Here is a 25,764-nt window from a genome sequence, read left to right on the forward strand (position 1 = left end):
CGATCAACTACTCATTCAAACTGACGACCCATGGCATACGATCACGAAGAACAAGAACAACTGGCAACCCTCAAGGCCTGGTGGCAGCGCAATGGCAATCTGACCTCCTGGGTCCTGATCGTGGCGCTGGCCGGTTACAGCGGCTGGGCAGGCTGGCAGTACTACCAGCGCACGCAGGCCGCGCAAGCGGGCCAGCTGTACGACGAACTGCAGAACGCCATCGCCGCCAAGGACACGGCCAAGGTGATGCGCGCGGCCGGCGACATGCAGTCGCGTTTCAGCGGCACGGCATATGCACAGATGAGCGCCCTGGCCGCGGCCAAGGTGGCGTTCGACGCGAACGACCTGAAAACGGCGAAGACCCAGCTGCAATGGGTGGCCGAGCATGGCACGGAAGAGTACAAGGCCATCGCCAAGCTGCGCCTGGCCGGTGTCCTGCTGGACGAAAAAGCCTACGATGAAGCGTTGAAGGTGCTGGCGACGGCCACCGTGGCGCAATTTGCCGGTGCCGTGGCCGACCGCAAGGGCGACATCCTGGTGGCGCAAAACAAGCTGGCCGATGCCCGCACGGCCTACCTGGCCGCGATAGCCGCGACGGACAAGAACAATCCAGGCCGTCAACTGATCCAGGTCAAGCTGGAAGCGATCGGCGGTACGGTGCCGGAAGACAAGGCCAAGGCCGACAAGGCCGCCGCCTGACAGGAACACTGATGGCGCGGCCGCGCGGCGTTGTGCGCCGCCTGCCTTGCCCTTACAAGTACAAGAAAAAGGTTGGATAACACTTATGCGTGTCACTGAAAAGCTGGTAGCTGCAAGTCTGTTGGCCCTGATGGCCGGTTGCTCGTCCTGGAACCCGTTCGCCTCGAAAGATCCGAAAGTCGAGCCGGCCAAGCTGGTCGAGTTAAAATCGAGCATTGCCGTGCGCGACGCCTGGAAATATTCGATCGGCAAGGCCGGCGTGTACGCGTTGACGCCTGCGCTGGCTGGCAACAGCCTGTACGTGGTCAGCGCCGATGGCGCGCTGGCGCGCCTGGATGCGGCCAGCGGCCGTGAAACGTGGCGCGTCAAGGCCGGCAGCGACATCACCTCCGGCGCCGGCAGCGATGGCGCGGTCGTGGCCGTGGGCGCCGCCAAGGGCGCCGTGCTGGCGTTTGACGCCGATGGCAAGCAGCTGTGGAAGGCGCAGGCGTCCAGCGAAGTATTGACGGCGCCCGTCGTGGGGCAGGGCGTGGTCGTGGTGCGCAGCGTGGACAACCGCATCGTCGGCTTCGACGCCAAGACGGGCGAACGCAAGTGGACGGTGCAGCGCGCCACGCCGGCATTGACCTTGCGCAATGCGCCGGGCATGGTGCTGGGCGGCGCGAATATCTACGTGGCCCAGCCGGGCGGCAAGCTGCTGGCACTGACGGCGGCGACCGGTGTGGTACGCTGGGAGATCGTCGTCAGCGAACCGCGCGGCGCCACCGAACTGGAGCGCGTCTCCGACATCGCCGGCACGCCGGTGGTGTTCGAAGGCGAAGTGTGCGCCGTCACCTACCAGGGCAAGGCGGGCTGCTTCGATGCCGTCACGGGCGTGCCGCGCTGGACCAAGCCGATCTCGTCCGATGTGGGCGTGGCCGTCGACCAGCGTTTCGTGTTTGTTGCCGATGACCAGGGCGCCGTGGTGGCGTTCAGCCGCGAAGGCGGCCAGAGCGCCTGGAAGAATGAGGCGCTGGCGCGCCGCCGTCTGTCGACGCCGGCCTCCTACGGCCGCAGCGTCGCCGTCGGCGACTATCAAGGTTATATCCACTTCCTGTCACGGGAAGATGGCGCATTAATAGGTCGTGTCAGCACCGACGGTAGCCCGATTGTTTCGGCTCCCGTTGTTGCCGGTTCGAATTTGATTTTTCAAACCCAATCAGGGACAGTGACCGCTCTCGCGGTCGAGTAATACAATGAAGCCGGTAATTGCACTAGTAGGTCGACCCAATGTTGGGAAATCGACTTTATTCAATCGTCTGACCCGCTCGCGCGATGCGCTGGTGGCGGATTTGCCTGGGTTGACGCGCGATCGTCACTATGGCGAAGGCCGTGTCGGCGAACGTCCCTTCCTGGTCATCGATACGGGTGGTTTCGAACCCGTCGCCAAGGAAGGCATCATGCACCAGATGGCACTGCAGACCAAGCAGGCCGTGGCCGAGGCCGACGTGGTGGTGTTCATCGTGGACGGCCGTCAAGGCCTGACCCCGCATGACAAGACCATCGTCGACTTCCTGCGCAAGAGCGGCCGCCCGGTCTTGCTGGTGGTCAACAAAAGCGAAGGCATGCGCTACACGGCCGTCGTGTCCGAATTCTATGAATTGGGCATGGGCGATCCGTATGCGATCTCGTCGGCGCACGGCGACGGCGTCAACGACCTCGTCGAAGTGATGCTGGACCTGGCGTTCGCGCAGCGTCCGGATGAGCCTGAAGAGCTGGAAAAGACCGACCGCGGCATCAAGATCGCCCTCGTCGGCCGTCCGAACGTGGGCAAGTCGACCTTGATCAACACCCTGCTGGGCGAAGAGCGCGTGATCGCCTTCGACATGCCGGGCACGACGCGCGACTCGATCGAGATCCCGTTCGAGCGCGATGGCCAGCAATACACCCTGATCGACACGGCCGGTATCCGCCGCCGCGGCAAGGTGTTTGAGGCGATCGAGAAATTCTCGGTGGTAAAAACCCTGCAGTCGATTTCCGAAGCCAACGTGGTCGTGCTGATGCTCGACGCGCAGCAGGACATTTCCGAGCAGGACGCGCATATCGCCGGCTTTATCCTGGAATCGGGCCGCGCGCTGGTCGTGGCCGTGAATAAATGGGATGGCTTGCAATCGCACCAGCGTGACGAGATCAAGATCGATATCGACCGCAAGCTCGATTTCCTGTCGTTCGCGCAGATGCATTTCATTTCGGCGCTGAAGGGTACCAACATCGGTCCATTGATGAAGTCGCTCAACGCCGCGTATGCAGCCGCCATGTGCGACCTGTCGACGCCGAAGCTGACGCGCGCCCTCATCGAGGCCGTGGAGAAGCAGGAGCCGCGCCGCAAGGGCTCGATCCGTCCGAAGCTGCGCTATGCCCACCAGGGCGGCATGAACCCGCCTGTGATCGTTATTCACGGCAATGCGCTCGACGCCGTTGGCGATCCGTACAAGCGTTATCTGGAAAAACATTTCCGCGATACGTTTGCCCTGGTCGGCACGCCGCTGCGCATTGAATTGCGCACGGGTAAAAATCCGTTCGCACGCACGCCGAGCAAGTAAAATTAAGTGCATATTAAGGCGCCGCGGAGATAATGCGGCGCCGATAGCCAATTCAATGGCTTTTGCACGGAAATAATAAAGTGTTAATGCGCCATGCGCGACAGCGATCGCGAAAACAGGTTACAGTAGCTATGACGCATCTTTCTTTCTTTGAAAGGTGTGAGAGCACTTGAAATCAAGCGAGTCGCCTCCAATTCTTACACAACAACATAAACAACGGAGCTGTTATGAGCAACAAAGGGCAACTGTTACAAGACCCATTCCTCAATGCATTACGCAAAGAGCATGTTCCTGTCTCGATCTACCTGGTCAATGGCATTAAATTGCAGGGCCATATCGAATCGTTCGATCAATATGTCGTATTGCTGCGCAATACGGTCACGCAGATGGTGTACAAGCATGCCATCTCGACAGTGGTGCCGGCCCGTGCCGTCAATCTCAATATTGAATCTGAAGCGGAGTAAAGCGTTGAGCTTGACGGCCCAGCGCCTTTCACCCTCCATCGCCCCCGTCCGCGCCAGCGGCGCTGATGCGTTTGCATCGGCGTCGGCGTCCGCCGCAACTCATCTGATGCCATCATGCGCGCGGCACTAGTCGGGGTTGACTTCGGTCACAGCGACTTCGCCGCCAGCATGGAGGAACTCATGCTGTTGTCGCGTTCGGCTGGCGCGGACCCGATTTCCACCATCACGGCCAAGCGTTCCAGTCCCGATTCCGCGTATTTCGTCGGCAGCGGCAAGGCCGATGAAATTGGCGACGCCGTCGTCAACGATGGCCTGGAAATCGTCATCTTCAATCACGCCCTGTCACCTGCCCAGCAGCGCAATCTGGAAAAGCGCCTGAATGTGCGCGTGCTCGACCGTACCAGCCTGATCCTCGATATCTTCGCGCAGCGCGCCAAGAGCCACGAGGGCAAGCTGCAAGTCGAACTGGCCCAGCTGCAACATCTGGCCACGCGCCTGATCCGCGGCTGGACCCACCTGGAACGGCAAAAGGGCGGTATCGGCTTGCGCGGTCCCGGCGAGACGCAGCTCGAGACCGACCGCCGGCTGATCGGCGAGCGCGTCAAGTCCTTGCGCGCGCGCCTGGAAAAGCTGCACAAGCAGCGCGAAACGCAGCGCCGCGCGCGCGGCCGCAATCACACATTCTCCGTGTCCCTCGTCGGCTATACCAATGCCGGCAAGTCGACCCTGTTCAATGCCGTGACCAAGGCCGGCGTGTATGTTGCCGATCAGTTGTTCGCCACCCTGGACACCACCTCGCGCCGGGTTTACCTGGGCCAGGAAGTGGGCAATGTGGTGATCTCCGACACGGTCGGCTTCGTGCGCGAACTGCCGCACCAGCTGGTGGCCGCTTTCCGCGCCACGCTCGAAGAAACCATCCATGCCGATCTGCTGCTGCACGTCGTCGACGCCGCGTCACCGGTGCGCATGGAGCAGATCGAGCAGGTCAACCTGGTCTTGAAAGAGATCGGCGCCGATCATATTCCGCAAATCCTCGTGTGGAACAAGATCGATGCGGCCGGGCTGGAGCCTTCGGTGGAGCGCGACGAATATGCTACGATCAGTCGCGTGTTCGTCAGTGCGCAGAAGGGTAGCGGGCTCGACCTGCTGCGCGATGCGATCGTCGAGATGGCCAGGAAGGCGCCCCGTTCGGCCCACCTGTACCAGAACGATGAAGCACAGGAAGATCAGTTTGACGGTCAGTACGACCAGCACGATGGCGCCGCCCCGGACCAGGACGAAGAGCCTGGCGAGGACGATAGGATTTCCACCCACTCCCAAGTCGGAACACGATAGTTATGCTTGTCTCCCTACTCAAAAAAACAGGCTTGAAGTTGTCCCTGAACGATCCCCGCTGGGGCAATCGCAAGGACGACGGCAAGAAAGCCCAAGAAGGCAAAAAGCCCGGCGAAGGTCCGCCGGACCTCGATCAGCTGTGGCGCGATTTCAATCAGCGCCTGAACGCCTTTTCGGACAGAAGAACCGTCCCGACAACGGCGGCAATAACAACGGTGGCGGCGGTGGCCCGCGCCCCGACATGAAGGGCGCCGGCATCACCGCCGGCGTCGTTGGCGTGATCGCCGTCTTCATCTGGCTCGCCAGCGGCGCCTTCATCGTGCAGGAGGGCCAGAGCGGCGTCGTGCTGACGTTCGGCAAGTTCACGCGCACCGCGCCGGCCGGTTTCAACTGGCGCTGGCCGTACCCGTTCCAGACCGACGAAACCGTCAACGTCTCGCAGGTGCGCACCGTGGAAGTGGGTTACCGCACTTCATTGCGCAACAAGCAGGCCAGCGAGTCGCTGATGCTGACGGACGATGAAAACATCATCGACATCCAGTTCGCGGTGCAGTACACCTTGAAAGACCCGGGCGAGTGGCTGTTCAACGTGCGCGACCAGGAAGACACCCTGCGCCAGGTCGCCGAGACGGCGATCCGCGAAGTGGTCGGCCGCAGCAAGATGGATTTCGTGCTGTACGAAGGACGCGAGAAGGTCGCCTTTGAAACGCAGCAGCTGATGCAGCAGATTCTCGACCGCTACAAGGTCGGCGTCTTCATCAACAACGTGACGATGCAGGCCGTGCAGCCGCCGGAGCAGGTGCAAGCCGCCTTCGACGATGCCGTCAAGGCCGGCCAGGACCGCGAGCGCCAGAAGAATGAAGGCCAGGCTTACGCCAATGACGTCATTCCTAAGGCCCGTGGTGCCGCATTCCGCCTGATCCAGGAAGCCGAGGCTTATCGTTCCATGGTGACCGAGAATGCCGAAGGTAATGCGTCGCGCTTCAAGCAGGTGCTGGTCGAGTACCAGAAGGCACCGGCCGTCACGCGCGACCGCATGTATCTGGAAACGATGCAGCAGGTGTTCAGCAGTGCCAGCAAGGTCATGGTCGACGCCAAGACGGGCAGCAATCTGCTGTATCTGCCGCTCGACAAGTTGATCGCCCAGCAGGCGGCGTCGGACGCTTCGGCCGCGGCAGCGCGCGCTGCGGCGGCCGCACCCGCAGCCAACACCGTAATGCCACAGGAAGCCATGCAGACAGTAGAAGTCAATTCGCGTCGCGACAGCCGCTCTTCGCGTGAACGGGAGAGCCGCTAATGAACCGTATCGTAGCCGCCCTGATCGCGGGCTTTATCGCGATCATGCTCTTGTCCTCGACCGTGTTCGTCGTCGATCAGCGTAAATACGCCATCGTCTTCGCCCTTGGTGAAGTCAAGGACGTCATCAGCGAACCTGGCTTGTACTTCAAGCTGCCGCCGCCGTTCCAGAACGTGATGTACCTGGACAAGCGTGTGCTGACCATCGACACGCCGGAACCGGAGCGCTTCATCACGGCCGAGAAGAAGAACATCCTCGTCGACGCTTTCGTCAAATGGCGCATCTCCGATCCGAAACTGTATTTCCGCAGTTTCGGCGGCGATGAAAGCCGTGCCCGCAACCGCATGTCGCAAATCGTCAAGGCGGCGCTGAACGATGAAATCACCAAGCGCACCGTGCGCGAAGTGATCTCGGGCCAGCGCGGCAAGGTGATGGAAGCGATCCTGGCGAAGGTCTCGGCCGAAGCCAAGTCCATCGGCGTGGGCATCGTCGACGTGCGGCTGAAACGCGTCGACTACGTCGAGCAGATCAACAACTCCGTGTACGACCGCATGAAATCCGAGCGCGTGCGCGTGGCCAACGAGCTGCGTTCGACCGGATCGGCCGATTCCGAGAAGATCCGCGCCGACGCCGACAAGCAGCGCACGGTGATCCTGGCCGAAGCGTACCGCGAAGCCGAGAAGATCCGCGGCGAGGGCGATGCCAAGGCGTCGCAGGTGTATGCCGAAGCGTTTGGCAAGAATCCGGAGTTCTACAAGTTCTACCGCAGCCTGGAAGCCTACCGCGCCACCTTCAAGGACAAGGGCGACGTGATGGTGGTCGATCCGAGTTCGGAATTCTTCAAGTACTTCAAGGGTAACGGCACGGCCGCTCCGTCCAAGAAGTAAGACAGCATCGACACTGCGCCCGGCCGCAAGGACGGGTGGCAGCAGCAGCGGGGCCGGCATCGATGCCGGCCCCGTTTTTTGTGCCCGCCACGCTGTTGCGGGAAGGCGTAAAATGCGGTGTTTTTAGGGCTGTGCGGCAGCGATTCGGAGAACTTATCCCTAAAGGCCCGTGTTTTCGCGTAAAATATCAGGTTCGGCCTCTTGCCTGGCGCGCCCGCCGCTGCCTCGCATGATGCATTTTTTCAACTTTCTTCCGTATCTCGCTCCCTCATGCCGAATTGGCTTTTGCCCGAAAATATTGCCGATGTTCTGCCGTCGGAAGCGCGCAAGATCGAAGAGCTGCGCCGCCTCATGCTGGATAATTTCCGTCTGTACGGATATGAACTGGTGATGCCGCCGCTGCTCGAGTATCTGGAATCGCTGATGACCGGCGCTGGCAAGGATACCGACCTGCGCACGTTCAAACTGGTCGACCAGCTGTCGGGCCGCATGCTCGGCCTGCGCGCCGACATGACGACGCAAGTGGCGCGCATCGACGCGCACCTGCTCAACCGTGCCACCGTCACCCGCCTGTGCTACGCCGGCAGCGTGCTGCATACCCGTCCGTCGGGCCTGCATGCCACCCGCGAACCGCTGCAGATCGGCGCCGAAATCTATGGCCATGCTGGCCTGGAAGCGGATGCCGAGATCCAGGAACTGGCGCTCGCCTCGCTGGCACTGGCCGGGTTCGACGCGGTCCGCCTGGATTTGTCGCACGTGGGCCTGTTGCGCGCTATCATTGCGCAAGACGCCGCCGCCGGGCGCGACGAAGCTGCACTGTACACCTTGCTGCGCGCGAAAGATGCACCGGGCCTGCGCGCCCTGACCGCATCCTACGATGCCGTGACGCGCGACGCGCTGCTGGCCTTGCCGAACCTGTACGGCGACATCGACGTGCTGGCGCGTGCGCGCGAAGTGCTGCCGCCGCTGCCGGGCGTGCTCAAGGCGCTGGCCGAACTGGCCGCGCTGGCCGCGACTGTGGAAACTAAGGCCCTGGGCCGCGCCGAAGTGGCGATCGACCTGGCCGACCTGCGCGGCTACCAATATGAAAGCGGCGCGATGTTTGCGCTGTATGTACCAGGCTTGCCGAACGCGGTTGCGCGCGGCGGCCGTTATGACCACGTCGGCGAAGCGTTCGGCCGGGCACGTCCCGCGACCGGCTTCTCGCTCGATTTGCGCGAACTGGCGCGCCTGTTGCCGACCGCGGAACGGAAGCATTCGATCCGCGCGCCGTGGGGCAGCGCGCCAGAATTGAAGGAAAAAATCGCCGAGTTGCGCAAGGCGGGCGAGGTCGTGATCCAGAGTATGCCGGGTCACAGTAATGAACAAGACGAGTTCGAGTGCGATCGCGTGCTGGTACTTGCCGATAATGGTAGTAGCTGGATTCTTAAAAACTTAGGTTGAGTGATGTCAAAGAAAATTATGGCAAAGAACGTTGTTGTCATCGGCACCCAATGGGGCGATGAAGGTAAAGGCAAGATCGTCGATTGGTTGACCGATCACGCCCAAGGCGTGGTGCGCTTCCAGGGCGGCCACAATGCAGGCCACACGCTGGTCATCGGCGGCGTGAAAACCGCGCTGCAGCTGATCCCGTCGGGCATCATGCGTCCAGGCGTCGCCTGCTACATCGGTAACGGCGTAGTCGTTTCCGTGCCGGACGTGCTGCGCGAAATCGACAAGCTCGAAGCCGTCGGCGTCGAAGTCGCCTCGCGCCTGAAAGTATCGGACGCTGCGCCCGTGATCCTGCCTTACCACACCGCGATCGACCTGGCCCGCGAAGCCAAGCGTGGCGATGCGAAGATCGGCACCACCGGCAAGGGCATCGGCCCGGCCTACGAAGACAAGGTGGCGCGCCGCGCGATCCGTATCGCCGACCTGCTCAACGAGAAGCGCTTTGCCGAAAAGCTGGCCGAAAACCTCGATTACCACAACTTCGTGCTGGAAAACTACCTGAAGGCGCCGAAAGTCGACTATCAGAAGACCCTCGACGACGCGCTGGCCTATGTGCCGCGCCTGCGTCCGATGGTCACCGACGTGTCGAGCGCGCTGTACAAGGCGCACAAGGCCGGCGCCAACCTGCTGTTCGAAGGCGCGCAGGGTTCCTTGCTCGACGTCGACCACGGCACCTATCCGTTCGTCACCTCGTCGAACTGCGTGGCCGGCAATGCCGCCGCCGGTTCGGGCGTGGGCCCAGGCATGCTGCACTACATCATGGGCATCACCAAGGCCTACACGACGCGCGTCGGTTCCGGCCCGTTCCCTTCGGAACTGCCAACGGATGCGGGCGTCGGCCACCACCTGGCGCAAGTCGGCCATGAATTCGGCACCGTGACGGGCCGTGCCCGCCGCTGCGGCTGGTTCGACGCCGCCTTGCTGCGCCGCTCCGTGCAGATCAACGGCGTGACGGGCATGTGCCTGACCAAGCTGGATGTCCTGGATGGTATCGAAACGCTGAAACTGTGCACCGGCTACACCATCGACGGCGTGGCCACGGACATCTTCCCATCGGGCGCCGAAGAAGCCGCCCGTTGCGTGCCCGTGTACGAAGAGATGCCGGGCTGGACGGAAAGCACGGTCGGCGCGAAATCGCTGGCGGCGCTGCCCGCAACGGCGCGCGCTTACATCAAGCGCATCGAAGAACTGGTCGGCGTGCCGGTGGACATGGTTTCGACCGGTCCGGATCGTGAAGAAACGATCGTGCTGCGCCACCCATTCGAGTAAGCTGCTGGACACAATCCGCCGCAAGGCGGATTTTTTAATCACGCTAATAATAAGATTCCACTATCATGACTACCCCACAATCGAACGATCAACATCTCTGGGTCAACTGGGAAGAATACCACCGCCTGATCGAGCGCCTGGCGCTCAAGGTCTACGAATCGGGCTGGAAATTCGACCAGGTATTGTGCCTGGCGCGCGGCGGCGTGCGTCCCGGCGACGTGTTCTCGCGCATCTTTGATTTGCCGTTGGCCATCCTGTCGACCAGCTCCTACCGCGAAGACGCGGGCACGGTGCGCGGCGACCTCGATATCGCCAAGTACATGACCATGACCAAGGGCCCGCTGGCCGGCCGCATCCTGCTGGTCGACGACCTGGCCGATTCGGGCGTCACCCTGGACAAGGTCACGCGTCACCTGAAGGAAAACTTCCCCGACGTGACCGAAGTCAAATCGGCCGTGATCTGGCTGAAGGGCTGCTCCGTCGTGCGTCCCGACTACTTCCTCGACGAACTGCCGCACAATCCGTGGATCCATCAGCCGTTCGAAGACTACGACGGCCTGCGCCCGCACCAGCTGGCGGCGTGGATCAAGAAGGGCGAAGCAGGCAAGTAATTGCGTGCGCGCTTGCAAAAAAGACGATCGTGTATCGTCTTTTTTCGTCCAAGGAAATGCGATGACCATACTGACGACGGCGCGCCTGCGCCTGGAACCGATCAACGAGAGCCACTACGAGCGCATGCGCACGCTCAACACCGATCCCGAGGTGATGACCTACCTGAACGCGGGCCAGCCCGAGACGGAAGAAAATACACGCGCGGCTGTCAAGCGCATCACGGGCCGCTGGATCGAATGGGGCTATTCGTGGTGGGCGCTGATCCGCCTCGATGACGGCGAGATGGTGGGCATGGCCTGCCTGCAGCACCTTGATGGCGACAAAGACAAGCCGCATGAAATCGGCTGGCGGTTGGCGCGCACGGGCTGGGGCCAGGGCTATGCCAGCGAAGCGGCGGCCGCCATCGTCGCGCATGCGTTCAACGTCGTCGGCGCGCCCGAAGTGGCGGCCGTGGCCCATCCCGACAACGCGGCCTCGATCAAGGTCATGACCCGCCTGGGCATGCGGTACGTCGGCATCGAACGCCATTACGATATCGACAGCGTGGTGTACCGCCTGGCGCGCCCATGACGGCAACGCGCAAGCCCCTGAAGCTGGGCTGCAGCTACGCCGTGCGGTTTTCGCCCGATGGCACGCGCCTGGCCGTGCTGGGGCGCGACCTGGTCCTGTGGGACGTGGCGGCACGCCAGAAACTGTGGCGTGGCAAATTCATCGCGCACATGTCGGGCGTGGCCTTCTCGCCCGACGGCGGCCGCCTGGCCATCAAGAGCACGACGGGCCAGCTGGCCGTGGTGGATGCCGAGGCGGGACAACTGCTGCTCAATTTCCAGAACAAGAAGGATGGCGAAGGCTGCGATCCCGCGTGGTCGCCGTGCGGCCGGTATCTTGCCGACGGCGGCTGGGATGGCCGCCTGCGGATGCGCGACGCACAGACGGGCGATGTGCTCTTCACCCAGGAGTACCCTGGCGAGATGCTGCGGGGGCTCTGCGCCATCGATGGCGGGCGGCGTTTGCTGCTCCAGCACGGGGTCAAATCGGTGGACGAGGGGCAGGTGCAGCCGCCCGACTACTGCAGCGTATGGGACTGGCCCCTGCGGGCGGGCGGCGGGTGCATGGTGCTGTCGCTGCCAGGACTGAAGTCGTGCGCGCCGTCGCCGGACGGGGCGTCCCTGGCCGTGCTGCATCACGCGGGCGGCGAGGAGTTCCTGTCGGTATATGCGCTGGCCGATGGCCGCCGGCTGGCCACGGTGCCGGTGGAGGCGGGCGGCGGCACGGGCGACGCCCTGCGCTGGCTGCCCGACGGCAGCGCGCTGGGACGCATCGGCAAGGGCAAGCTGCTGTTGTATGGCTGGCCGGGCCTCGGCGTGCTGACACAACACGCTTTTACGTATCCCTGCGCGCTGGATTTTCTACCTGACTCGCCACTGGCCGCCATCGGCTCCTGGGAATCCGGCATGCTGATGGAGTTGAACGTTCACAAGGAAACCGCATGATCACCTGTTATTTGCGCTACATCATCGACCCGTATAAATTGCGGGAATTCGAAGCCTACGGCAAGCTGTGGATACCGCTGGTCGAGCGCTTCGGCGGCCAGCATCACGGCTACTTCTTGCCGTCGGAAGGGGCCAGCAACGTGGCCCTGGCCATGTTCTCGTTCCCCAGCCTGGCCTTGTACGAGCAGTACCGCAGCGATTCGATGCAGGATGCCGAATGCCAGGCCGCCTTCCGCTACGCCGAGGAGACGCGCTGCATCGTCAGCTATGAGCGCAGTTTTTTCCGCCCCGTGTTTGCCTGAACGGGATCAGTCGCGTTGCGGTGCCCCCAGGGGAAAGAGGTGGCGGTACGGGCGTGCCTCTTCCACCGCGCGGGCGAACGATGGACGGGCCAGCAGGCGCGCGCGGTAGGCGCGCAGCAGGGGCAGCGTGGCGGGAATCGGCTGCGTCCAATCCGCATAGAACAGCGAGGGAGCGGCGGCGCAGTCGGCCAGGGTAAAGTCTTCACCCGTCGCCCACGTCTTGCCGGCCAGGTGGGTTTCCAGCCAGGCGTAGGCGAGGTCCAGCTTGTCGCCGGCAAACGCGCGGCCTTCCTCGGTCTTTGCCGGGTCGCCAGTCAGGGCGGCGCCGACGGCATGCTGCACGGGTGTCATGACGTGCAGGTCGAAATAGCGGTCGAGAAAGCGCACGTCCAGCGCCTGCATGGCGTCGTCCGGCAGCAGGCGCTGCGGGCCGGAATGGGCCAGTTGCAGGTATTCGATGATGATGCTGGTCTCGGTGACGTTGCGCTCCCCATCCACCAGCAGCGGAAACTTGCGCAGCGGCCAGCGCTCCAGCCACTGCTGCAGGTGCTGCGGCATGTCCTGCGCCAGGCAGCGGAAATCGAACGGTATGGCGTTTTCGTACAGGGCGATGAGCACCTTTTGCGTGTACGAGGAAAAGGGATGGCCGTAGAGGATCAGCGACACGGTAGGATCTCCTGTGCAAGGTTGGCAACACGCGCGTGCAGCAACGATAGTGCAATCACAGGATCAATGCAAGCGGTCCGGGCCGATCGTGCACGGGCCGTTCCCGCTTGCATTCCTGGCTCGCCCGCCTAGCCGAGGCTCGCCAGGTAGCGCAATCCCGTGATGCTGGGGAAGAAGCAATACACGCCGCCCCGCGTGATGACGCTGCGCGAGAAATGCTGCAGTTTGGTATTGCCGCTGCCCTTGGGGCCTACCCCGGGCAAGGTAAAGGAACTGACGGCAGGGTCGTTGATGCCCAGGAACACGTCCTGGCCGCTGATGTTGAGCGTGGCATTGCCCGCCTCGGGACCGGCCGGACCGACTGCCGATTTGACGAAGGTATCGTCATCGTTCCATTGCTTCATCAGGAATTCGAACTGATTGCGCAGGCTGGCATTGATGAAATAGCCGACCAGGCCGCGCTGCTCTGCGATGGGTGCGGCCGGATCATATTCGCTGCCGTAGGGCATGGCGCGCCGCACGATGCGGTGGTGGCGGGCGGAGGCGCCCACGACGGCTTCGTCGCGCGGATTGTTGCGGCGGATATGCGCGCCGATCGGGCATTTCAGGCCCAGCGTGTCGTCCAGTTCCGGCTGTTCATCGACATAGTGAAAGCGGTTCAGGCTGGCGTCCGGCAGCACGGGGCCCGCCTCGTCCGGTCTGAGCACGAGCGGATTGCCGTTGCGCCAGCGCCCGCACATCTTGGCGGCCACCATTTCGGTGCTGAGCCCGGAACTGGCCGTGCCCTGGCTCAGGATGCTGTCGAACAGGGCCACGTCCTGCTCCAGGATGCGGAAGGCGGCATAGCTGCCGTTGGTGGACAGTTGCGGCGGCTGCACCGGTAGGTGCCGCCGTTTTCATTCTGATAGCCGAGCAGGAACTCCCCCGTCTTGACGCTGTTGAGCGGGTCGGGGTCATGTTCGCGCTTGCGCTGCGGGGCGCCATCGACGTCCGGCTGGGCGATGCTGTCGCGGTAGCCGAAATGCACGCGGTTGCCTGGCAGGGCCACGCCGTCGTGCGCATACAGTTCGCGCCAGCCGGCGGCAAAGGCGCGGCGTAGTGTGGCCGAGGTCGCCTGCAGCACATCCGTCGATTCGCTGACCCATAGGCTCAGCAGCGCATGCACCTGGCCAGCCTCGGTGGCCGGTCCCAGGTTGCCGAGCCAGTGTTCGGGGGCGCTGGTGCCCACGTCGCCCACGGCAGTGACGCTGGCCGGATCGGCCGCGCCCCGCTGGAATGCCTGGTCAAAGGTGGCCAGGTCGGTCGCAGCGACTCCCAGCGCAGACAGGCCGGGAGCGGTAAAGCTGAGGTTCAGGAAGCAGGGCGGCTTGGGATGGATATGGCGCGCTGTGGTTATCGACGGCAGTCCGTCGCTGCCGTCGAGCAGGGCCGCGATGGTGCGCCGCGCCTGCGCCGCATCCGTGATGCTGAGGATGAAATGGCGCGCCAGGTTGACGCGGTAGCCGCGCAGGATCGTGCCTTGCACGTCGTCGTAATCGATGGTGGGATCGGCCATGCTGTCTCTCCGGGGGCTGGGGTCGTGACTGGCAGGGTGGCGGGGCCGCTTGCGCAGCCCCGGCGTGGTGTTCGGTTCAGACCGAGGCGAGGATTTTCTGGACGGTCTGCGGATAGGCGCTGTACAGGCCTTTATTGGGCACGTGCTGCGCGGCGTCGTTGGCGGTGATGAAGGCTTCAAATGCGGCCACATGGTTGGCAACGGGCATCAGCGCCTTGCCGCCCACGACAAACTGCAGCAGCGCGTCGAATACCTCGCCCAGCCGGGCCACGAAATCTTCGATGTAGTCATTGAAGCTGCCGTCATACTCGGTGATCACGCCGATGATCAGGCTATTGGACGTGCCCGCCGAGCTAATGTTGGGCAGCAGATTGGGCTGCGAGCGGTCCAACAGGGTGAAGCGGGCAAAGTGCACGGTGCCGATCTCGGTGAGGGCGGCATTGATCTTCGCCTGGAATTCCACCAATGTTGCGGCGATGGCGGTCGGATTGGTGCCGGGTAGTACCGGCATCATTAAGCACAGTGGATTTGCCATGAGAAGCTCCTCATTACGTGGTTGTCGGGAGGGCCGACACTACGCCGCGGCGCGCACTGCGTCAAAAACTATATTTTCGGATTTGTTGTTAAATCCACACTATTGCAACATGATAGTCGATATGAAATGCGGTCTCATGTGGATAGTCGCCGGGGCTGGCCGGCACCGGCGGACACTCTGCCGCCAGGCTGTCCCGGCCTGTTGCGGGAAGCGCAAGCGGCGCCGCTGGCAGCGCCGGGTTCTGGAGGGTTTATTTCTGCAGGATGGGACGCCGACGCCCCCGCGTGCCAGATATCAATCCTCGGCCTGGAATTCGCTGGCCGAGACGAACAGGTCCCACGAGGCGATGAACAGGGCCGCCACTACGGGGCCGATGACAAAGCCGTTCAGGCCAAACAGGGCCATGCCGCCCACGGTCGACAGCAATACCACGTAGTCGGGCATCTTGGTGTCCTTGCCCACCAGGATGGGGCGCAGCACGTTGTCGACCAGGCCGATGACGAAGACGCCGAAGGCGGCCAGGCCTGCGCCTTGCCAGATGGCGCCCGTGGCCAGGAAGTAGACGGCCACGGGTGCCCAGACGAGAGCGGCGCCGACGGCCGGCAGCAGCGACAGGAAGGCCATCAGCACGGCCCACAGCAGGGGGCGGGAACGTCCAGGAACCAGAATGCCAGGCCGCCGAGGGCGCCCTGGGCGATCGCCACGAGGATGTTGCCCTTCACCGTGGCGCGGATCACCGTGGTGAAATTGGTGAACAGGCGCTGCTTGTACTTGCGGCTCAGCGGCACGGCGGCCTTGATGCGGACCGACAGGGCCGAGCCATCGCGCATGAGGAAAAACAGCAGGTACAGCATGATGCACAGGCTGGTGAGGAATTCGAAGGTGTACAGGCCCACATTGATGGCTTTGACGGCCACCACCTGGCTTACCTGCGTGGCGCCCTCGGCCAGCTTGTCCTGCAGGCTGGCCAGGCTGGTCAGGTTGAAACGGTCGAGCAAATTGATCAGCCATTGCGGCAGCACCGCCATGATTTTATTGAAGAACATGGCGACCGTGATTTCGCCCGAACGCACCATTTCCACGACGCTGGCCGCCTGGTTTACGAGCGATACGGAAATGAGCGACAGCGGCAGGATCACGATGACGATGATCAGCAGCAAGGTCAGCAGCGACGCCAGGCCGGCGCGGCCACGGGTTTTGACCAGCAGCCAGCGGTACACGGGCGCGAACAGGATCGCCAGGATGACGCCCCAGAAGATGGCGCCCGCATACGGCGCCAGTATCCAGCCGAAGCCGATGGTGACGATGCTCAAGAGGAGCAGGAACACTTTCTGGTGCAGCGTGAGGGTAGGCATGGGCGGTAACGGAATGATAAGGGTTGAGTTGGCCCATCATAAGCGAGGCGTGGTGCGGCGCGCCATACAATTGTCGCGCTGCGTGCGCGAGCGCACCTGGCGCGCCGGCGGGCTGGCAACGCGGCGGCGGCAATTCCAGTAAGCTGTCGTTCCCGGTGCCCGATCCCCGGCGCCCTTCACTTCAGGAATCCGCATGGCCGATCCCATCCATTTTTATGAGCCTGCGCAGGGCCATGGCCTGCCGCACGATCCCTTTAATGCCATCGTGGGGCCGCGTCCGATCGGCTGGATCGCCACGCGCGGCAGCGCGGGCGTGCTGAACCTGGCGCCGTACAGCTTTTTCAACGCCTTCAATTACACGCCGCCGCTGATCGGTTTTTCCAGCATCGGCCGCAAGGATACCTTGCGCAATATCGAACAGACGGGCGAATTCGTCTGGAACCTGGCCACGCGTCCGCTGGCCGGGGCCATGAACGCCAGCTGCGCGCCGGCGCCGCCCGAGGTCGATGAATTCGCGCTGGCCGGCCTGACGCCGGCCGCCTCGCGCATCGTGGATGTGCCGCGCGTGGCCGAAAGCCCCGTCTCCTTCGAATGCCGGCGCACGCAGATCATCGAACTGCAAGGACTCAATGGGGATGGCGTCGGCAGCTGGCTGGTGCTGGGGGAAGTGGTGGGCGTGCACATCGCGCGCCATCTGTTGACCGATGGCGTGTACGACACGGCGGCCGCCGCGCCGATATTGCGCGGCGGCGGTCCGGCCGATTACTTTGAAATCACTCCAGACAGCCTGTTCCGCATGCGCCGGCCCAGCTATCCCTGAAGCAGACCTTATTTCTGCATGATGGGATCGCGCCCCAGCGTGCGCGCCAGCGCGCCGCCGTCGCCGCGCCAGAATTCGCGGTCGGCCAGGCGCACGCGCTCGGCCGCGTGCTGCATGTGCTCCATGGCCGCCTGGCGCGCCCGCTGCGGGTCGCCGTCGGCGATCGCCTGCACGATCTTTTCATGTTCGCGCCGCACTTCGATGGAAAAGTCCGTGCGCCGCGCTTCATTCGCGCGCGTGACCTTCACGGCCGAGCGGATCGGGTCGGCGAACATGGCGACGAATTTCGGCCAATAGGGGTTGCCCGTCGCTTCGGCGATGCTCAGGTGCAGGCGCACGTCTTCTTCCACGCCATCGACGCCGGCCGCCACGGCTTCCTCGATGCGGCGCAGCGCGTGCTCGATGTCGGCCAGCTGGCCCGGCGTGCGCCGCACGGCCGCCAGCGCGGCGATTTCCGCTTCCAGTCCCTGGCGCACCTCGATCAGGTTCAGCAGCGACTGCACGGACTGCTCCGTCAGCTCGTCGCCCCGTTCGCCCGTCTTCGCGCCGTCCTGCGCGCACACGAACGTGCCGCTGCCCTTGCGCGTGGCGACGATGCCGTCCGCCTGCAGCAGGGCGATGGCTTCGCGCAGCACCGTGCGGCTGACGCCGAAGTGGCTGGCCATGGCTTGTTCCGACGGCAGACGCGTGCCGCCGGCCAGGCCATCGTGGTGAATTTGCTGGCGCAGCCGTGCCGCCACCCGCGCACCCAGGGTGCCGGTGGTGAAGCTGCCCGCGGCGGGCTCCGGAGGGGGAAGGGTAAAGCTGAACGTGCGGTCCATCGGGGACATCCTTGTGCTGGCGGTTTTTTATGCGGGCTTGCCTGCTTGCCATTATATGGAATATACAGCTTGACACACATAAAACACACACATAATATACATCCATACAAATTTTAGACAAGTTGCCAGCCACCTCCGGTGGACCATAAAAACCCGGCACGGTCGATCCCCCAGCGATCAGGAGACAAGCATGGACGTAACACAAGCATTGCCCGGGCAGCCGGCCGGCGCCGCCGCAGGCCAGAAAACCATCGACGACGCCGTCTACCGCAAGGTGACCTGGCGCATCATCCCTTTCCTCATGCTGTGCTACATCGTCGCTTACCTCGACCGTGTGAACGTGGGCTTCGCCAAGCTGCAAATGCTGGCCGACCTGCAGTTTTCCGAAACCGTGTACGGCCTGGGCGCCGGCGTGTTCTTCCTCGGCTACTTCCTGTTCGAAGTGCCCAGCAACGTGATGCTGCACAAGATCGGCGCGCGCGTGTGGATCGCCCGCATCATGATCACCTGGGCCATCATCTCGGGCGCCTTCATGTTCGTCACCACGCCGACCCAGTTCTACGTCATGCGCTTCCTGCTCGGCATCGCCGAGGCGGGCTTCTTCCCCGGCATCATTCTCTATTTGACCTACTGGTATCCGTCCGAGCGCCGCGCGCGCATGGTGTGCACCTTCATGGCCGCCATTCCCGTGGCGGGCCTGATCGGCGGCCCCCTGTCGGGCTGGATCATGGAAACCTTCGCCGGCTGGCACGGCTATGCGGGCTGGCAGTGGATGTTCGTGCTCGAAGCGATTCCCGCAGCGCTGATGGGCGTGGCCGTGCTGCTGTACCTGGACAACAGCATCCGCGCCGCGAAGTGGCTGACGGAAGACGAAAAAGTCATCCTCGAGCAGCGTATCGCCACGGAAGCCCAGGGCAAGGTATCGCACCCGTCGATCCGCGCCATGTTCGCCGACCCGCGCATCTGGGTCATGGCCCTGATTTATTTCTGCTGCGTGATGGGCCAGTATTCGCTGACCTTCTGGCTGCCCAGCCTGATCAAGGCGGCCGGCGTGACGGGCGTGCTCAATATCGGCCTGTTCACGGCGATTCCGTACTCGGTGGCCGTGGCGTCGATGATCCTGCTGGGCCGCAGCTCGGACAAATACCGCGAACGCCGCTGGCACATGGCCATCCCGCTGGTGGTCGGCGCCGCCGCCATCGTCTGCAGCGCGCTGGCCGGCGCTCACAACACGGGCTGGGCCATCTTCTTCCTGACGATCGCCGCCGGCGGCATCCTGGCCGCTTCGCCCATGTTCTGGAGCCTGCCGACGGCTTTCCTCGGCGGCGTCTCGGCCGCCGCGGGCATCGCCGCCATCAATTCGGTGGGCAACCTGGCCGGCTTCGCGGCGCCGTACATGATCGGTTCGATCAAGGATCTGACGCAATCGACCGACATCGCCATCTACCTGCTGGCCGGCATCCTGGTGATCGGCGCGCTCATCATCATGCGGGTGCCGGCCAAGCTGGTGAACAAATAAGACTGGAGTAGCAGATGAACGTGGAAATGAAAAAAGTGGGCGTGATCGGCCTGGGCGCCATGGGCATGGGCATCGCGCAATCGTTGCTGCGCGCGGGCTTTGAAGTACATGCCTGCGACGTGCGCCCGGAAACCGTGCAAACGCTGGTCGACAAGGGCGCCCATGCGGCGCAATCGCCGGCCGCGCTGGCGGCGCAGGTGCAGGCCATGCTGATCGTCGTCGTCAATGCGCAGCAGACGGAAGCCGTGCTGTTTGGCGAGCATGGCGCGGCCAGCGCCCTGGCGCCGGGCAGCGTCATCATCGCCTGCGCCACCGTGGCGCCCGAGTTTGCCGAAGCGCTCGGTGCGCGCCTGGCGGCCATGGGGCTGCGCTTCATCGACGCGCCCATTTCCGGCGGCGCGGCCAAGGCGCAAGCCGGCGAGATGTCCGTGATGGCGGCCGGTGCGCCCGAGGCGTTCGACGCCTGCGCCGGCATTTTCGACGCCATCAGTGCAAAGCTGTACCGCCTGGGCGAACAGCCGGGGCAGGGCTCGAAAGTCAAGATGATCAACCAGCTGCTGGCCGGCGTGCACATCGCCGCCGCCGCCGAAGCGATGGCGCTGGGCTTGCGCGCCGGCTGCGACGCCGATGCCTTGTACGAAGTCATTTCAAACAGCGCCGGCAGTTCCTGGATGTTCCAGAACCGGGTGCCGCACATTTTGAAGGGCGACTACACGCCGTTATCAAGCGTGAACATTTTCGTGAAAGACCTCGGCATCGTGCTCGATTACGCGAAAAAGAGCGTCTTTCCACTGCCCCTGTCGGCCACGGCGCACCAGATGTTCATGCAGGCGTCGGCCGCTGGCTTTGGCGGCGAGGACGATGTTGCCGTGATTAAAACTTTCCCCGGTATCGATCTGCCGGCGCAAGCGTAACTGAATCAAAAAGGAACCATGATGACCGTATTACTGGGATGTATCGCCGACGATTTCACGGGCGGCACCGACCTGGCCGGCATGCTGGTCAAGGCCGGCATGCGCACGGTGCAGCTGATCGGCGTGCCGCAAGGTCCGCCGCCGGCCGATGTCGACGCCGTCGTCATCGCCCTCAAGTCGCGCACGAATGCGCCGGAAGAGGCGGTGGCCGAATCGCTGGCCGCGCTGGCCTGGCTGCAGCAAGCCGGATGCCGCCAGTTCTACTTCAAGTACTGCTCCACGTTCGACTCCACGCCGCGCGGCAATATCGGCCCCGTGGCCGAAGCGCTGATGCGGGCGCTGGACACGGACTTCACGATCGCCTGCCCGGCGTTTCCCGCGAATGGCCGCACCATCTACAAGGGCAACCTGTTCGTCGGCGACGTGCCGCTGGCCGAGTCGGGCATGCGCGACCATCCCCTGACGCCGATGACGGACTCGAACCTGGTGCGCGTGCTGCAGCAGCAGGTGCAGGCCAAGGTGGGCCTGGCCGATTACAGTGTGGTGGAGAAGGGCGCGGCCGCCATCGCCCAGCGCTTCACGGACTTGCGCGGCCAGGGCTGCCATTTCGCCGTCGTCGATGCCGTCTCGAACCGCGACCTGGAAGCCATCGGCGCCGCTTGCGCGGACTTGAAACTGATCACGGGCGGTTCCGGCATCGCGCTGGGCCTGCCGCAGAACTTCCGCCAGCGGGGCCAGTTGTCGCCATCGCCTGCGGGCCAGGCAGGGCGCTTGCCGCCGGCGTCCGGATTGCGCGCCGTGATCTCGGGCAGCTGCTCCGTGGCCACGCAGCAGCAGGTGGCGCACCTGCGCGAACTGGCGCCGTCCTTCCACGTCGACCCTTTGCAGCTGGCCGCGGGCGGCGAGGTGGTCGATGCCGTCGTGGCGCAGGCGCTGGCCTGGGCGAATCAGCACCTGGCGCAAGGCCCCATTTTGATCTATGCCACGGCCACGCCGGACGCCGTGCGCGCCGTGCAGGCGCAGCTGGGCGTGGAGCGTGCCGGCGCCCTCGTCGAGGAAACCCTGGCCGCCATCGCGCAGGGCCTGGTGCGCCTCGGCGTGGGCCAGCTGATCGTCGCCGGCGGCGAAACCTCGGGCGCCGTGGTGAAAGCGCTGGGCGTGGCGGGCTTGCGCATCGGCCCCGAAATCGACCCCGGCGTGCCGTGGACGCAAGCCTTGGCCGCGCCGGGTGACGAAGGCAGGGCGCCTTTGGCGCTGGCGCTCAAGTCCGGCAATTTCGGCACCGTGGATTTCTTCAGCAAGGCCTGGCAGGTGCTGCCATGAGCGCCACCGAATCGCGCCAGCGCGAGCTGATCGTCGACTTCGGCAAGTCGCTGTTCGAACGGGGCTTGACGGCCGGCAGCAGCGGCAACCTGAGCGTGCGCCTGTCCGACGGCTGGCTGCTGACGCCGACGAACGCCAGCCTGGGCCGGCTCGATCCCGCGCAGCTGTCCAAGCTCGATTGGGACGGCAAGCTGATCAGCGGGGCGCCGCCGTCCAAGGAGGCGTTCCTGCACCGCGCCATGTACGCAGAGCGGAGCAGCGCGGGCGCCATCGTGCATCTGCATTCGACCCATTCGGCCGCCGTGTCATGCATGTGCGGCTTGAACCATGACGACTGCATCCCGCCGCTCACGCCATATTTTGTGATGAAGGTGGGGCGCTTGCCCCTGGTGCCGTATCACCGTCCGGGCGACCCGGCGCTGGCGGGCGCGATCGGCGCCATGGCGCGCAAGCACTCGGCCGTGCTGCTGGCCAACCACGGTCCCGTCGTGTCGGGCACGAGCCTGGAAGCGGCCGTGTATGCGGCCGAGGAACTGGAAGAGACGGCCAAGCTGTTCCTGCTGCTGCGCGACGTGCCCACGCGTCCGCTCGACGCGGCGCAGATCGCGGACCTGAAGCAGACATTCAAACTCGAACTATAGAATTCAAGGAGACACGCATGCCCCGTTTTGCCGCCAATCTGACCATGATGTTCAATGAAGTGCCTTTCCCGCAGCGCTTTGCCGCCGCCGCGCAAGCGGGTTTCACGGGTGTCGAATTTTTGTTCCCCTACGATCACGCGCCGCAGGAAGTGGCCGGCTGGCTGCGCGAAAACAAGCTGCAGAACGTGCTGTTCAACCTGCCGCCGGGCGACTGGGCGGCCGGCGAGCGGGGCATCGCCTCGCTGCCGGGCCGCGAAGCGGAATTCCGTGCTGGCGTGGCGCGCGCCATCGAGTATGCGCTGGCGCTGGGCACCCCGCGCGTGCACATGATGGCGGGGCTGCTGCCCGTGGGTGCCGACGTCAATCTGCACCGCGCCACCTACCTGGCCAACCTGCGGTACGCGGCGAAAGCCGTGGGCGAGCATGGCATCGAGCTCCTGATCGAACCGATCAACGGGCGCGACATGCCCGGCTACTTCCTCGTCACGCAGGCGCAGGGCCATGCGCTGCGCCTGGAGTCGGGCGCGCCCAACGTCAAGGTGCAGATGGATTTTTATCACACGCAGATCGTCGAGGGCGATATCGCCATGACGTTCAAGAATAACTTCGACGGCATCGGCCACGTGCAGATCGCCAGCGTCCCCGCCCGCAACGAACCGGACGATGGAGAAGTCAATTATCCGTATTTATTCAGACTGCTCGATGACCTGGGCTACGAGGGCTGGATCGGCTGCGAATACCGTCCGCGCGGGCGCACCGAGGATGGCCTGGGCTGGCTCGCCGCACACAACAACACACAAGGAGCATGAAGATGAAAGTACTGATTACCGGCGGCGCCGGTTTCCTGGGACAGCGCCTGGCGCGCCAGTTGCTGGCGCAAGGCCGGCTGACGGACAGCCACGGCCAGTTGCAGACGATCAGCGAGCTGGTATTGGTCGACGTGGTGGCTGCGCATGACTTCAACGATGCGCGCGTCAAGGTCGTCACGGGCGACATTGCCGATGGTGCCTTGATGCGCGCCACCATCGATGCGCGGACCGCGTCGATCTTCCACCTGGCCGCCATCGTCAGCGGCCAGGCGGAAGCCGATTTCGAGCTGGGCATGCGCATCAATCTCGATGCCTCGCGTTTGCTGCTCGATATCTGCCGCGAACTGGGGCACAAGCCGAAGGTCGTGTTTACCAGCTCCGTGGCCGTCTACGGCGGCAAGCTGCCGGACGTGGTGCAGGACACCACCGCGCTGAACCCGCAATCGTCGTACGGCGCGCAAAAGGCCATCGGCGAATTGCTGCTCAATGACTACAGCCGCCGCGGCTTTGTCGATGGCCGCGTGCTGCGCCTGCCCACCATCAGCGTGCGTCCCGGTAAGCCGAACAAGGCGGCGTCGTCCTTCGCCAGCGGCATCATCCGCGAACCGTTGAATGGCGAGGCGGCCGTCTGCCCCGTGGCCACCGATTTGCGATTGTGGCTGCTGTCGCCGCGCGGCGCCATCGCCTCGCTGATCGCCGGCCACGAACTGGCGGGCGAGATGTTTGGCGCCAGCCGCACGGTGAACTTGCCGGGCTTGAGCGTGAGCGTGGGCGAGATGATCGCCGCGCTGGAAGAAGTGGCCGGCGCGGACGTCGTTGCCCGCATCGGCTATGCGCCCGATCCGGCCGTCGAGCGCATCGTCAAGAGCTGGCCCGGGGCCTGGGATACGGCACGGGCCGAAGCGCTGGGCTTGACGGCCGATGCCGATTTCGCCAGCATCATCCGCGCCTACATGGACGACGCGAAGGCGGCCGCTTAGGCGGGCATGGGCAGCTGCGAGCGGCGATAGTCGAGCGGCGTGCTGCCCACCAGTTCCGTAAAACTGCGGCTGAAATGGGCCTGGTCGAAGAAGCCCAGTTCCTGCGCCAGGCTGGCCAGGTCGGGCGCATCGGTCTGCGCCAGGCGCCAGATCGCTTCCTGCAGGCGGTAGCGCTGGATCACCCATTTAGGCGGCACACCCACGTAATCGCTGAACAGGCGCTGCAGCCGGCGTTCGCCAATGGCCATTTTTGCGCACAGCTGCGCCACGTTCGCCGGGCCGTGGTGGGCCGCCACTGCGGCAGTCAGTCTGGCGGCCAGCAGGGCGGTCTCATCGACCTGCGGCAGCCTGGCCAGCAGCAGTGCCTGCGCCTGCGCCACCATGGCAGCATCGCCGGTTTGCGCCAGCACCAGCGCCTCGGCTTGCGCGGCCGGCATGCCCAGCAGTCCATCGGCGGCGATGGTCGTGCCGGTGAAGGTGGACAGCGGCTGGGTGATGAACGGGCGCAGGCCGCCCGGCGCGAAACGCACGCCCAATACCTTGCCGGCGCCAAGCAAAGGCCGGTCGAAGGCGCCGCGCACCACGCCATGGATGGCGGTGCTCCCAAGGTCGAACAGCAGGTGGGCGTTCGGATACGGCAGCACGCGCTGCGTCTCCGGCGCGCAGCCCCGCCTGTCCCATTCCACCACCCAGAAATACTCGACGAACGGCGCCAGCGCGGCCGCCGGCGGGTAGGTCGCCAGGCGTATGCGGCGCGCCGCCGCCTGCGGGTCGACGATGCCTTTCGGCGCCTGCCCAGGTACCTTGAGCAGATTGACCTTGCTGTCGGCTTTATCCAATATTTGTCTCCTGCGCGGCCTTAAGCTGGTACTCTCGCATCGATGGAAAGGGCGTCATGAAATCACGCAGTCTGGCGGGCCTGGTGCTGGCCGCATGTTGTCTATCGGTGGCGCCAGCCGGCGCCGCTTCGTCTACAGAGGGGGATCATCGCATGCATGTGCACGCCACGGGAAGTTTTAGCATCACCATGACGCCGTCCGCCGCGCCGCAGCGCGCGGGGCGCACGACCTTGGGCAAGGTACTGCTCGACAAAGTCTATGCCGGCGATCTGGTCGCCACGGCCAAGGGCGAGATGCTCAGCGCCGTCACTGACACCAAGGGCGCGGCCGGTTATGTGGCCATGGAAGCCATCACGGGCGTCCTGCAGGGAAAAGAGGGCAGTTTCGTCGCGCAGCATGCGGGCACCATGGCCGATGGCCAGCAGCAGCTGTCCATCGTGATCGTGCCCCATTCCGGCACGGGACAGCTGACGGGCATCAGCGGCACCTTGGCCATCCGCATTGAGAATGGCCAGCATTTCTACGACATCGATTATTCGCTGCCGGCGCCGTAGGC

General features: G+C 64.2%; 26 protein-coding genes and 2 pseudogenes. 21 read left to right on the top strand and 7 right to left on the bottom strand.

Annotated elements, in window-relative coordinates; genetic code table 11:
- Positions 1-30 precede the first annotated feature (30 nt).
- The 13 genes and pseudogenes from ACRHIG_RS11755 to ACRHIG_RS11815 all read left to right on the top strand — a co-directional run bounded on the left by ACRHIG_RS11755 (position 31) and on the right by ACRHIG_RS11815 (position 12,431).
- Positions 31-699 carry a tetratricopeptide repeat protein gene (locus tag ACRHIG_RS11755; protein ID WP_326459252.1) on the top strand — a complete coding sequence of 223 codons (669 nt, stop codon included), beginning with the start codon at positions 31-33 and terminating at the stop codon, positions 697-699.
- 85 nt (positions 700-784) lie between these two features.
- Entirely contained in the window at positions 785-1,930 is a 1,146-nt protein-coding gene (bamB, locus tag ACRHIG_RS11760) for an outer membrane protein assembly factor BamB (protein WP_489630261.1), read from the top strand.
- Between the two features lie 4 nt (positions 1,931-1,934).
- Positions 1,935-3,281 (top strand): ribosome biogenesis GTPase Der, encoded by a 1,347-nt coding sequence (der, locus tag ACRHIG_RS11765; RefSeq protein ID WP_070221915.1) that lies wholly within the window; start codon positions 1,935-1,937, stop codon positions 3,279-3,281.
- Between the two features lie 227 nt (positions 3,282-3,508).
- The gene (gene hfq / locus ACRHIG_RS11770; protein WP_008450615.1) at positions 3,509-3,745 is read left to right on the top strand and encodes an RNA chaperone Hfq; all 237 of its coding nucleotides are present in this window, start codon (positions 3,509-3,511) and stop codon (positions 3,743-3,745) included.
- Between the two features lie 114 nt (positions 3,746-3,859).
- The gene (gene hflX, locus ACRHIG_RS11775; RefSeq protein WP_475415464.1) at positions 3,860-5,080 is read left to right on the top strand and encodes a GTPase HflX; all 1,221 of its coding nucleotides are present in this window, start codon (positions 3,860-3,862) and stop codon (positions 5,078-5,080) included.
- Between the two features lie 2 nt (positions 5,081-5,082).
- A pseudogene (gene hflK / locus ACRHIG_RS11780) lies at positions 5,083-6,377 on the top strand (FtsH protease activity modulator HflK).
- Positions 6,377-7,264 (top strand): protease modulator HflC, encoded by an 888-nt coding sequence (hflC, locus tag ACRHIG_RS11785; protein ID WP_475415462.1) that lies wholly within the window; start codon positions 6,377-6,379, stop codon positions 7,262-7,264. Before hflK ends, hflC begins: the two are co-directional and overlap by 1 nt.
- 270 nt (positions 7,265-7,534) lie before the next feature.
- Positions 7,535-8,707, top strand: coding sequence for an ATP phosphoribosyltransferase regulatory subunit (locus ACRHIG_RS11790; RefSeq protein WP_475415461.1), 1,173 nt, complete (start codon positions 7,535-7,537; stop codon positions 8,705-8,707).
- Positions 8,708-8,710: 3 nt separating this feature from the next.
- A complete protein-coding gene (locus tag ACRHIG_RS11795; protein ID WP_034752021.1) occupies positions 8,711-10,024 on the top strand; it encodes an adenylosuccinate synthase in 1,314 nt (437 codons plus the stop codon).
- A gap of 65 nt (positions 10,025-10,089) precedes the next feature.
- Positions 10,090-10,635, top strand: coding sequence for a phosphoribosyltransferase (locus tag ACRHIG_RS11800; protein ID WP_034752020.1), 546 nt, complete (start codon positions 10,090-10,092; stop codon positions 10,633-10,635).
- A gap of 61 nt (positions 10,636-10,696) precedes the next feature.
- Positions 10,697-11,206: a GNAT family N-acetyltransferase gene (locus ACRHIG_RS11805; RefSeq protein WP_489630262.1), complete on the top strand. Its 510-nt coding sequence runs from the start codon at positions 10,697-10,699 to the stop codon at positions 11,204-11,206.
- The gene (locus tag ACRHIG_RS11810; RefSeq protein WP_489630263.1) at positions 11,203-12,129 is read left to right on the top strand and encodes a WD40 repeat domain-containing protein; all 927 of its coding nucleotides are present in this window, start codon (positions 11,203-11,205) and stop codon (positions 12,127-12,129) included. The genes ACRHIG_RS11805 and ACRHIG_RS11810 overlap by 4 nt, the downstream gene beginning before the upstream one ends.
- Positions 12,126-12,431: an NIPSNAP family protein gene (locus ACRHIG_RS11815; protein WP_034752016.1), complete on the top strand. Its 306-nt coding sequence runs from the start codon at positions 12,126-12,128 to the stop codon at positions 12,429-12,431. Before ACRHIG_RS11810 ends, ACRHIG_RS11815 begins: the two co-directional genes overlap by 4 nt.
- A gap of 6 nt (positions 12,432-12,437) precedes the next feature.
- Here the strand turns inward: ACRHIG_RS11815 and ACRHIG_RS11820 are convergent, their stop codons facing one another.
- From ACRHIG_RS11820 to ACRHIG_RS11840, 5 genes and pseudogenes are all read right to left on the bottom strand, one after another.
- Positions 12,438-13,097, bottom strand: coding sequence for a glutathione S-transferase family protein (locus tag ACRHIG_RS11820; protein ID WP_489630264.1), 660 nt, complete (start codon positions 13,095-13,097; stop codon positions 12,438-12,440).
- Between the two features lie 128 nt (positions 13,098-13,225).
- Entirely contained in the window at positions 13,226-13,975 is a 750-nt protein-coding gene (locus ACRHIG_RS11825; protein ID WP_489630265.1) for a Dyp-type peroxidase, read from the bottom strand.
- On the bottom strand, positions 13,888-14,652 hold the full coding sequence (locus ACRHIG_RS11830; RefSeq protein WP_489630266.1) for a hypothetical protein: 765 nt from the start codon (positions 14,650-14,652) through the stop codon (positions 13,888-13,890). The genes ACRHIG_RS11825 and ACRHIG_RS11830 overlap by 88 nt, the downstream gene beginning before the upstream one ends.
- Before the next feature lie 76 nt (positions 14,653-14,728).
- Positions 14,729-15,187, bottom strand: coding sequence for a hypothetical protein (locus ACRHIG_RS11835; protein ID WP_475415456.1), 459 nt, complete (start codon positions 15,185-15,187; stop codon positions 14,729-14,731).
- Between the two features lie 294 nt (positions 15,188-15,481).
- Positions 15,482-16,542: pseudogene (locus ACRHIG_RS11840) on the bottom strand (AI-2E family transporter).
- A gap of 193 nt (positions 16,543-16,735) precedes the next feature.
- On the opposite strand from ACRHIG_RS11840, the gene ACRHIG_RS11845 reads away from it, so the two are divergent.
- Positions 16,736-17,362, top strand: coding sequence for a flavin reductase family protein (locus tag ACRHIG_RS11845; RefSeq protein WP_475415454.1), 627 nt, complete (start codon positions 16,736-16,738; stop codon positions 17,360-17,362).
- Between the two features lie 8 nt (positions 17,363-17,370).
- On the opposite strand, the gene ACRHIG_RS11850 is transcribed toward ACRHIG_RS11845, so the two are convergent.
- A complete protein-coding gene (locus ACRHIG_RS11850; RefSeq protein ID WP_475415453.1) occupies positions 17,371-18,183 on the bottom strand; it encodes a FadR/GntR family transcriptional regulator in 813 nt (270 codons plus the stop codon).
- A 190-nt stretch (positions 18,184-18,373) separates the two neighbouring features.
- On the opposite strand from ACRHIG_RS11850, the gene ACRHIG_RS11855 reads away from it, so the two are divergent.
- Genes ACRHIG_RS11855 through denD form a run of 6 tightly spaced genes read left to right on the top strand, consistent with a single transcriptional unit; the run spans position 18,374 to position 24,369 of the window.
- Positions 18,374-19,702, top strand: a complete 1,329-nt coding sequence (locus ACRHIG_RS11855) for an MFS transporter (RefSeq protein ID WP_475415452.1) — start codon at positions 18,374-18,376, stop codon at positions 19,700-19,702.
- A gap of 14 nt (positions 19,703-19,716) precedes the next feature.
- A complete protein-coding gene (ltnD, locus tag ACRHIG_RS11860; RefSeq protein ID WP_489630267.1) occupies positions 19,717-20,616 on the top strand; it encodes an L-threonate dehydrogenase in 900 nt (299 codons plus the stop codon).
- A 21-nt stretch (positions 20,617-20,637) separates the two neighbouring features.
- Positions 20,638-21,939 carry a 3-oxo-tetronate kinase gene (otnK, locus tag ACRHIG_RS11865; RefSeq protein ID WP_489630796.1) on the top strand — a complete coding sequence of 434 codons (1,302 nt, stop codon included), beginning with the start codon at positions 20,638-20,640 and terminating at the stop codon, positions 21,937-21,939.
- On the top strand, positions 21,936-22,580 hold the full coding sequence (gene otnC, locus ACRHIG_RS11870; protein ID WP_070221939.1) for a 3-oxo-tetronate 4-phosphate decarboxylase: 645 nt from the start codon (positions 21,936-21,938) through the stop codon (positions 22,578-22,580). Before otnK ends, otnC begins: the two co-directional genes overlap by 4 nt.
- 17 nt (positions 22,581-22,597) lie before the next feature.
- Complete coding sequence (otnI, locus tag ACRHIG_RS11875) at positions 22,598-23,389, top strand: 2-oxo-tetronate isomerase (protein WP_489630268.1); 792 nt, start codon at positions 22,598-22,600, stop codon at positions 23,387-23,389.
- Positions 23,390-23,391: 2 nt separating this feature from the next.
- On the top strand, positions 23,392-24,369 hold the full coding sequence (gene denD, locus ACRHIG_RS11880) for a D-erythronate dehydrogenase (protein WP_489630269.1): 978 nt from the start codon (positions 23,392-23,394) through the stop codon (positions 24,367-24,369).
- Here denD and ACRHIG_RS11885 read toward each other — a convergent pair.
- A complete protein-coding gene (locus ACRHIG_RS11885) occupies positions 24,366-25,208 on the bottom strand; it encodes a DUF6597 domain-containing transcriptional factor (RefSeq protein ID WP_489630270.1) in 843 nt (280 codons plus the stop codon). The two genes, denD and ACRHIG_RS11885, sit on opposite strands and share 4 nt — an antisense overlap.
- A 56-nt stretch (positions 25,209-25,264) precedes the next feature.
- Between ACRHIG_RS11885 and ACRHIG_RS11890 the strand changes: the two genes are divergently transcribed.
- A complete protein-coding gene (locus ACRHIG_RS11890; RefSeq protein ID WP_230491974.1) occupies positions 25,265-25,762 on the top strand; it encodes a DUF3224 domain-containing protein in 498 nt (165 codons plus the stop codon).
- The last annotated feature ends 2 nt before the right edge of the window (positions 25,763-25,764 follow it).

The sequence above is a fragment of the Janthinobacterium sp. C22 genome, from assembly GCF_057919405.1.

Excerpts from the sequence above, each read along its gene's own strand:
- denD (WP_489630269.1), top strand. The coding sequence starts at position 23,392 with ATGAAAGTACTGATTACCGGCGGCGCCGGTTTCCTGGGACAGCGCCTG.
- hflC (WP_475415462.1), top strand. The coding sequence starts at position 6,377 with ATGAACCGTATCGTAGCCGCCCTGATCGCGGGCTTTATCGCGATCATG.
- otnK (WP_489630796.1), top strand. The coding sequence starts at position 20,638 with ATGACCGTATTACTGGGATGTATCGCCGACGATTTCACGGGCGGCACC.
- ACRHIG_RS11810 (WP_489630263.1), top strand. The coding sequence starts at position 11,203 with ATGACGGCAACGCGCAAGCCCCTGAAGCTGGGCTGCAGCTACGCCGTG.
- ACRHIG_RS11755 (WP_326459252.1), top strand. The coding sequence starts at position 31 with ATGGCATACGATCACGAAGAACAAGAACAACTGGCAACCCTCAAGGCC.
- der (WP_070221915.1), top strand. The coding sequence starts at position 1,935 with ATGAAGCCGGTAATTGCACTAGTAGGTCGACCCAATGTTGGGAAATCG.
- ACRHIG_RS11800 (WP_034752020.1), top strand. The coding sequence starts at position 10,090 with ATGACTACCCCACAATCGAACGATCAACATCTCTGGGTCAACTGGGAA.
- ACRHIG_RS11890 (WP_230491974.1), top strand. The coding sequence starts at position 25,265 with ATGAAATCACGCAGTCTGGCGGGCCTGGTGCTGGCCGCATGTTGTCTA.
- ACRHIG_RS11790 (WP_475415461.1), top strand. The coding sequence starts at position 7,535 with ATGCCGAATTGGCTTTTGCCCGAAAATATTGCCGATGTTCTGCCGTCG.
- ACRHIG_RS11805 (WP_489630262.1), top strand. The coding sequence starts at position 10,697 with ATGACCATACTGACGACGGCGCGCCTGCGCCTGGAACCGATCAACGAG.
- ACRHIG_RS11795 (WP_034752021.1), top strand. The coding sequence starts at position 8,711 with ATGTCAAAGAAAATTATGGCAAAGAACGTTGTTGTCATCGGCACCCAA.
- ACRHIG_RS11845 (WP_475415454.1), top strand. The coding sequence starts at position 16,736 with ATGGCCGATCCCATCCATTTTTATGAGCCTGCGCAGGGCCATGGCCTG.
- ACRHIG_RS11855 (WP_475415452.1), top strand. The coding sequence starts at position 18,374 with ATGGACGTAACACAAGCATTGCCCGGGCAGCCGGCCGGCGCCGCCGCA.
- bamB (WP_489630261.1), top strand. The coding sequence starts at position 785 with ATGCGTGTCACTGAAAAGCTGGTAGCTGCAAGTCTGTTGGCCCTGATG.
- ACRHIG_RS11850 (WP_475415453.1), bottom strand. The coding sequence starts at position 18,183 with ATGGACCGCACGTTCAGCTTTACCCTTCCCCCTCCGGAGCCCGCCGCG.
- ACRHIG_RS11830 (WP_489630266.1), bottom strand. The coding sequence starts at position 14,652 with ATGGCCGATCCCACCATCGATTACGACGACGTGCAAGGCACGATCCTG.
- ACRHIG_RS11835 (WP_475415456.1), bottom strand. The coding sequence starts at position 15,187 with ATGGCAAATCCACTGTGCTTAATGATGCCGGTACTACCCGGCACCAAT.
- ltnD (WP_489630267.1), top strand. The coding sequence starts at position 19,717 with ATGAACGTGGAAATGAAAAAAGTGGGCGTGATCGGCCTGGGCGCCATG.
- hfq (WP_008450615.1), top strand. The coding sequence starts at position 3,509 with ATGAGCAACAAAGGGCAACTGTTACAAGACCCATTCCTCAATGCATTA.
- hflX (WP_475415464.1), top strand. The coding sequence starts at position 3,860 with ATGCGCGCGGCACTAGTCGGGGTTGACTTCGGTCACAGCGACTTCGCC.
- ACRHIG_RS11815 (WP_034752016.1), top strand. The coding sequence starts at position 12,126 with ATGATCACCTGTTATTTGCGCTACATCATCGACCCGTATAAATTGCGG.
- otnC (WP_070221939.1), top strand. The coding sequence starts at position 21,936 with ATGAGCGCCACCGAATCGCGCCAGCGCGAGCTGATCGTCGACTTCGGC.
- otnI (WP_489630268.1), top strand. The coding sequence starts at position 22,598 with ATGCCCCGTTTTGCCGCCAATCTGACCATGATGTTCAATGAAGTGCCT.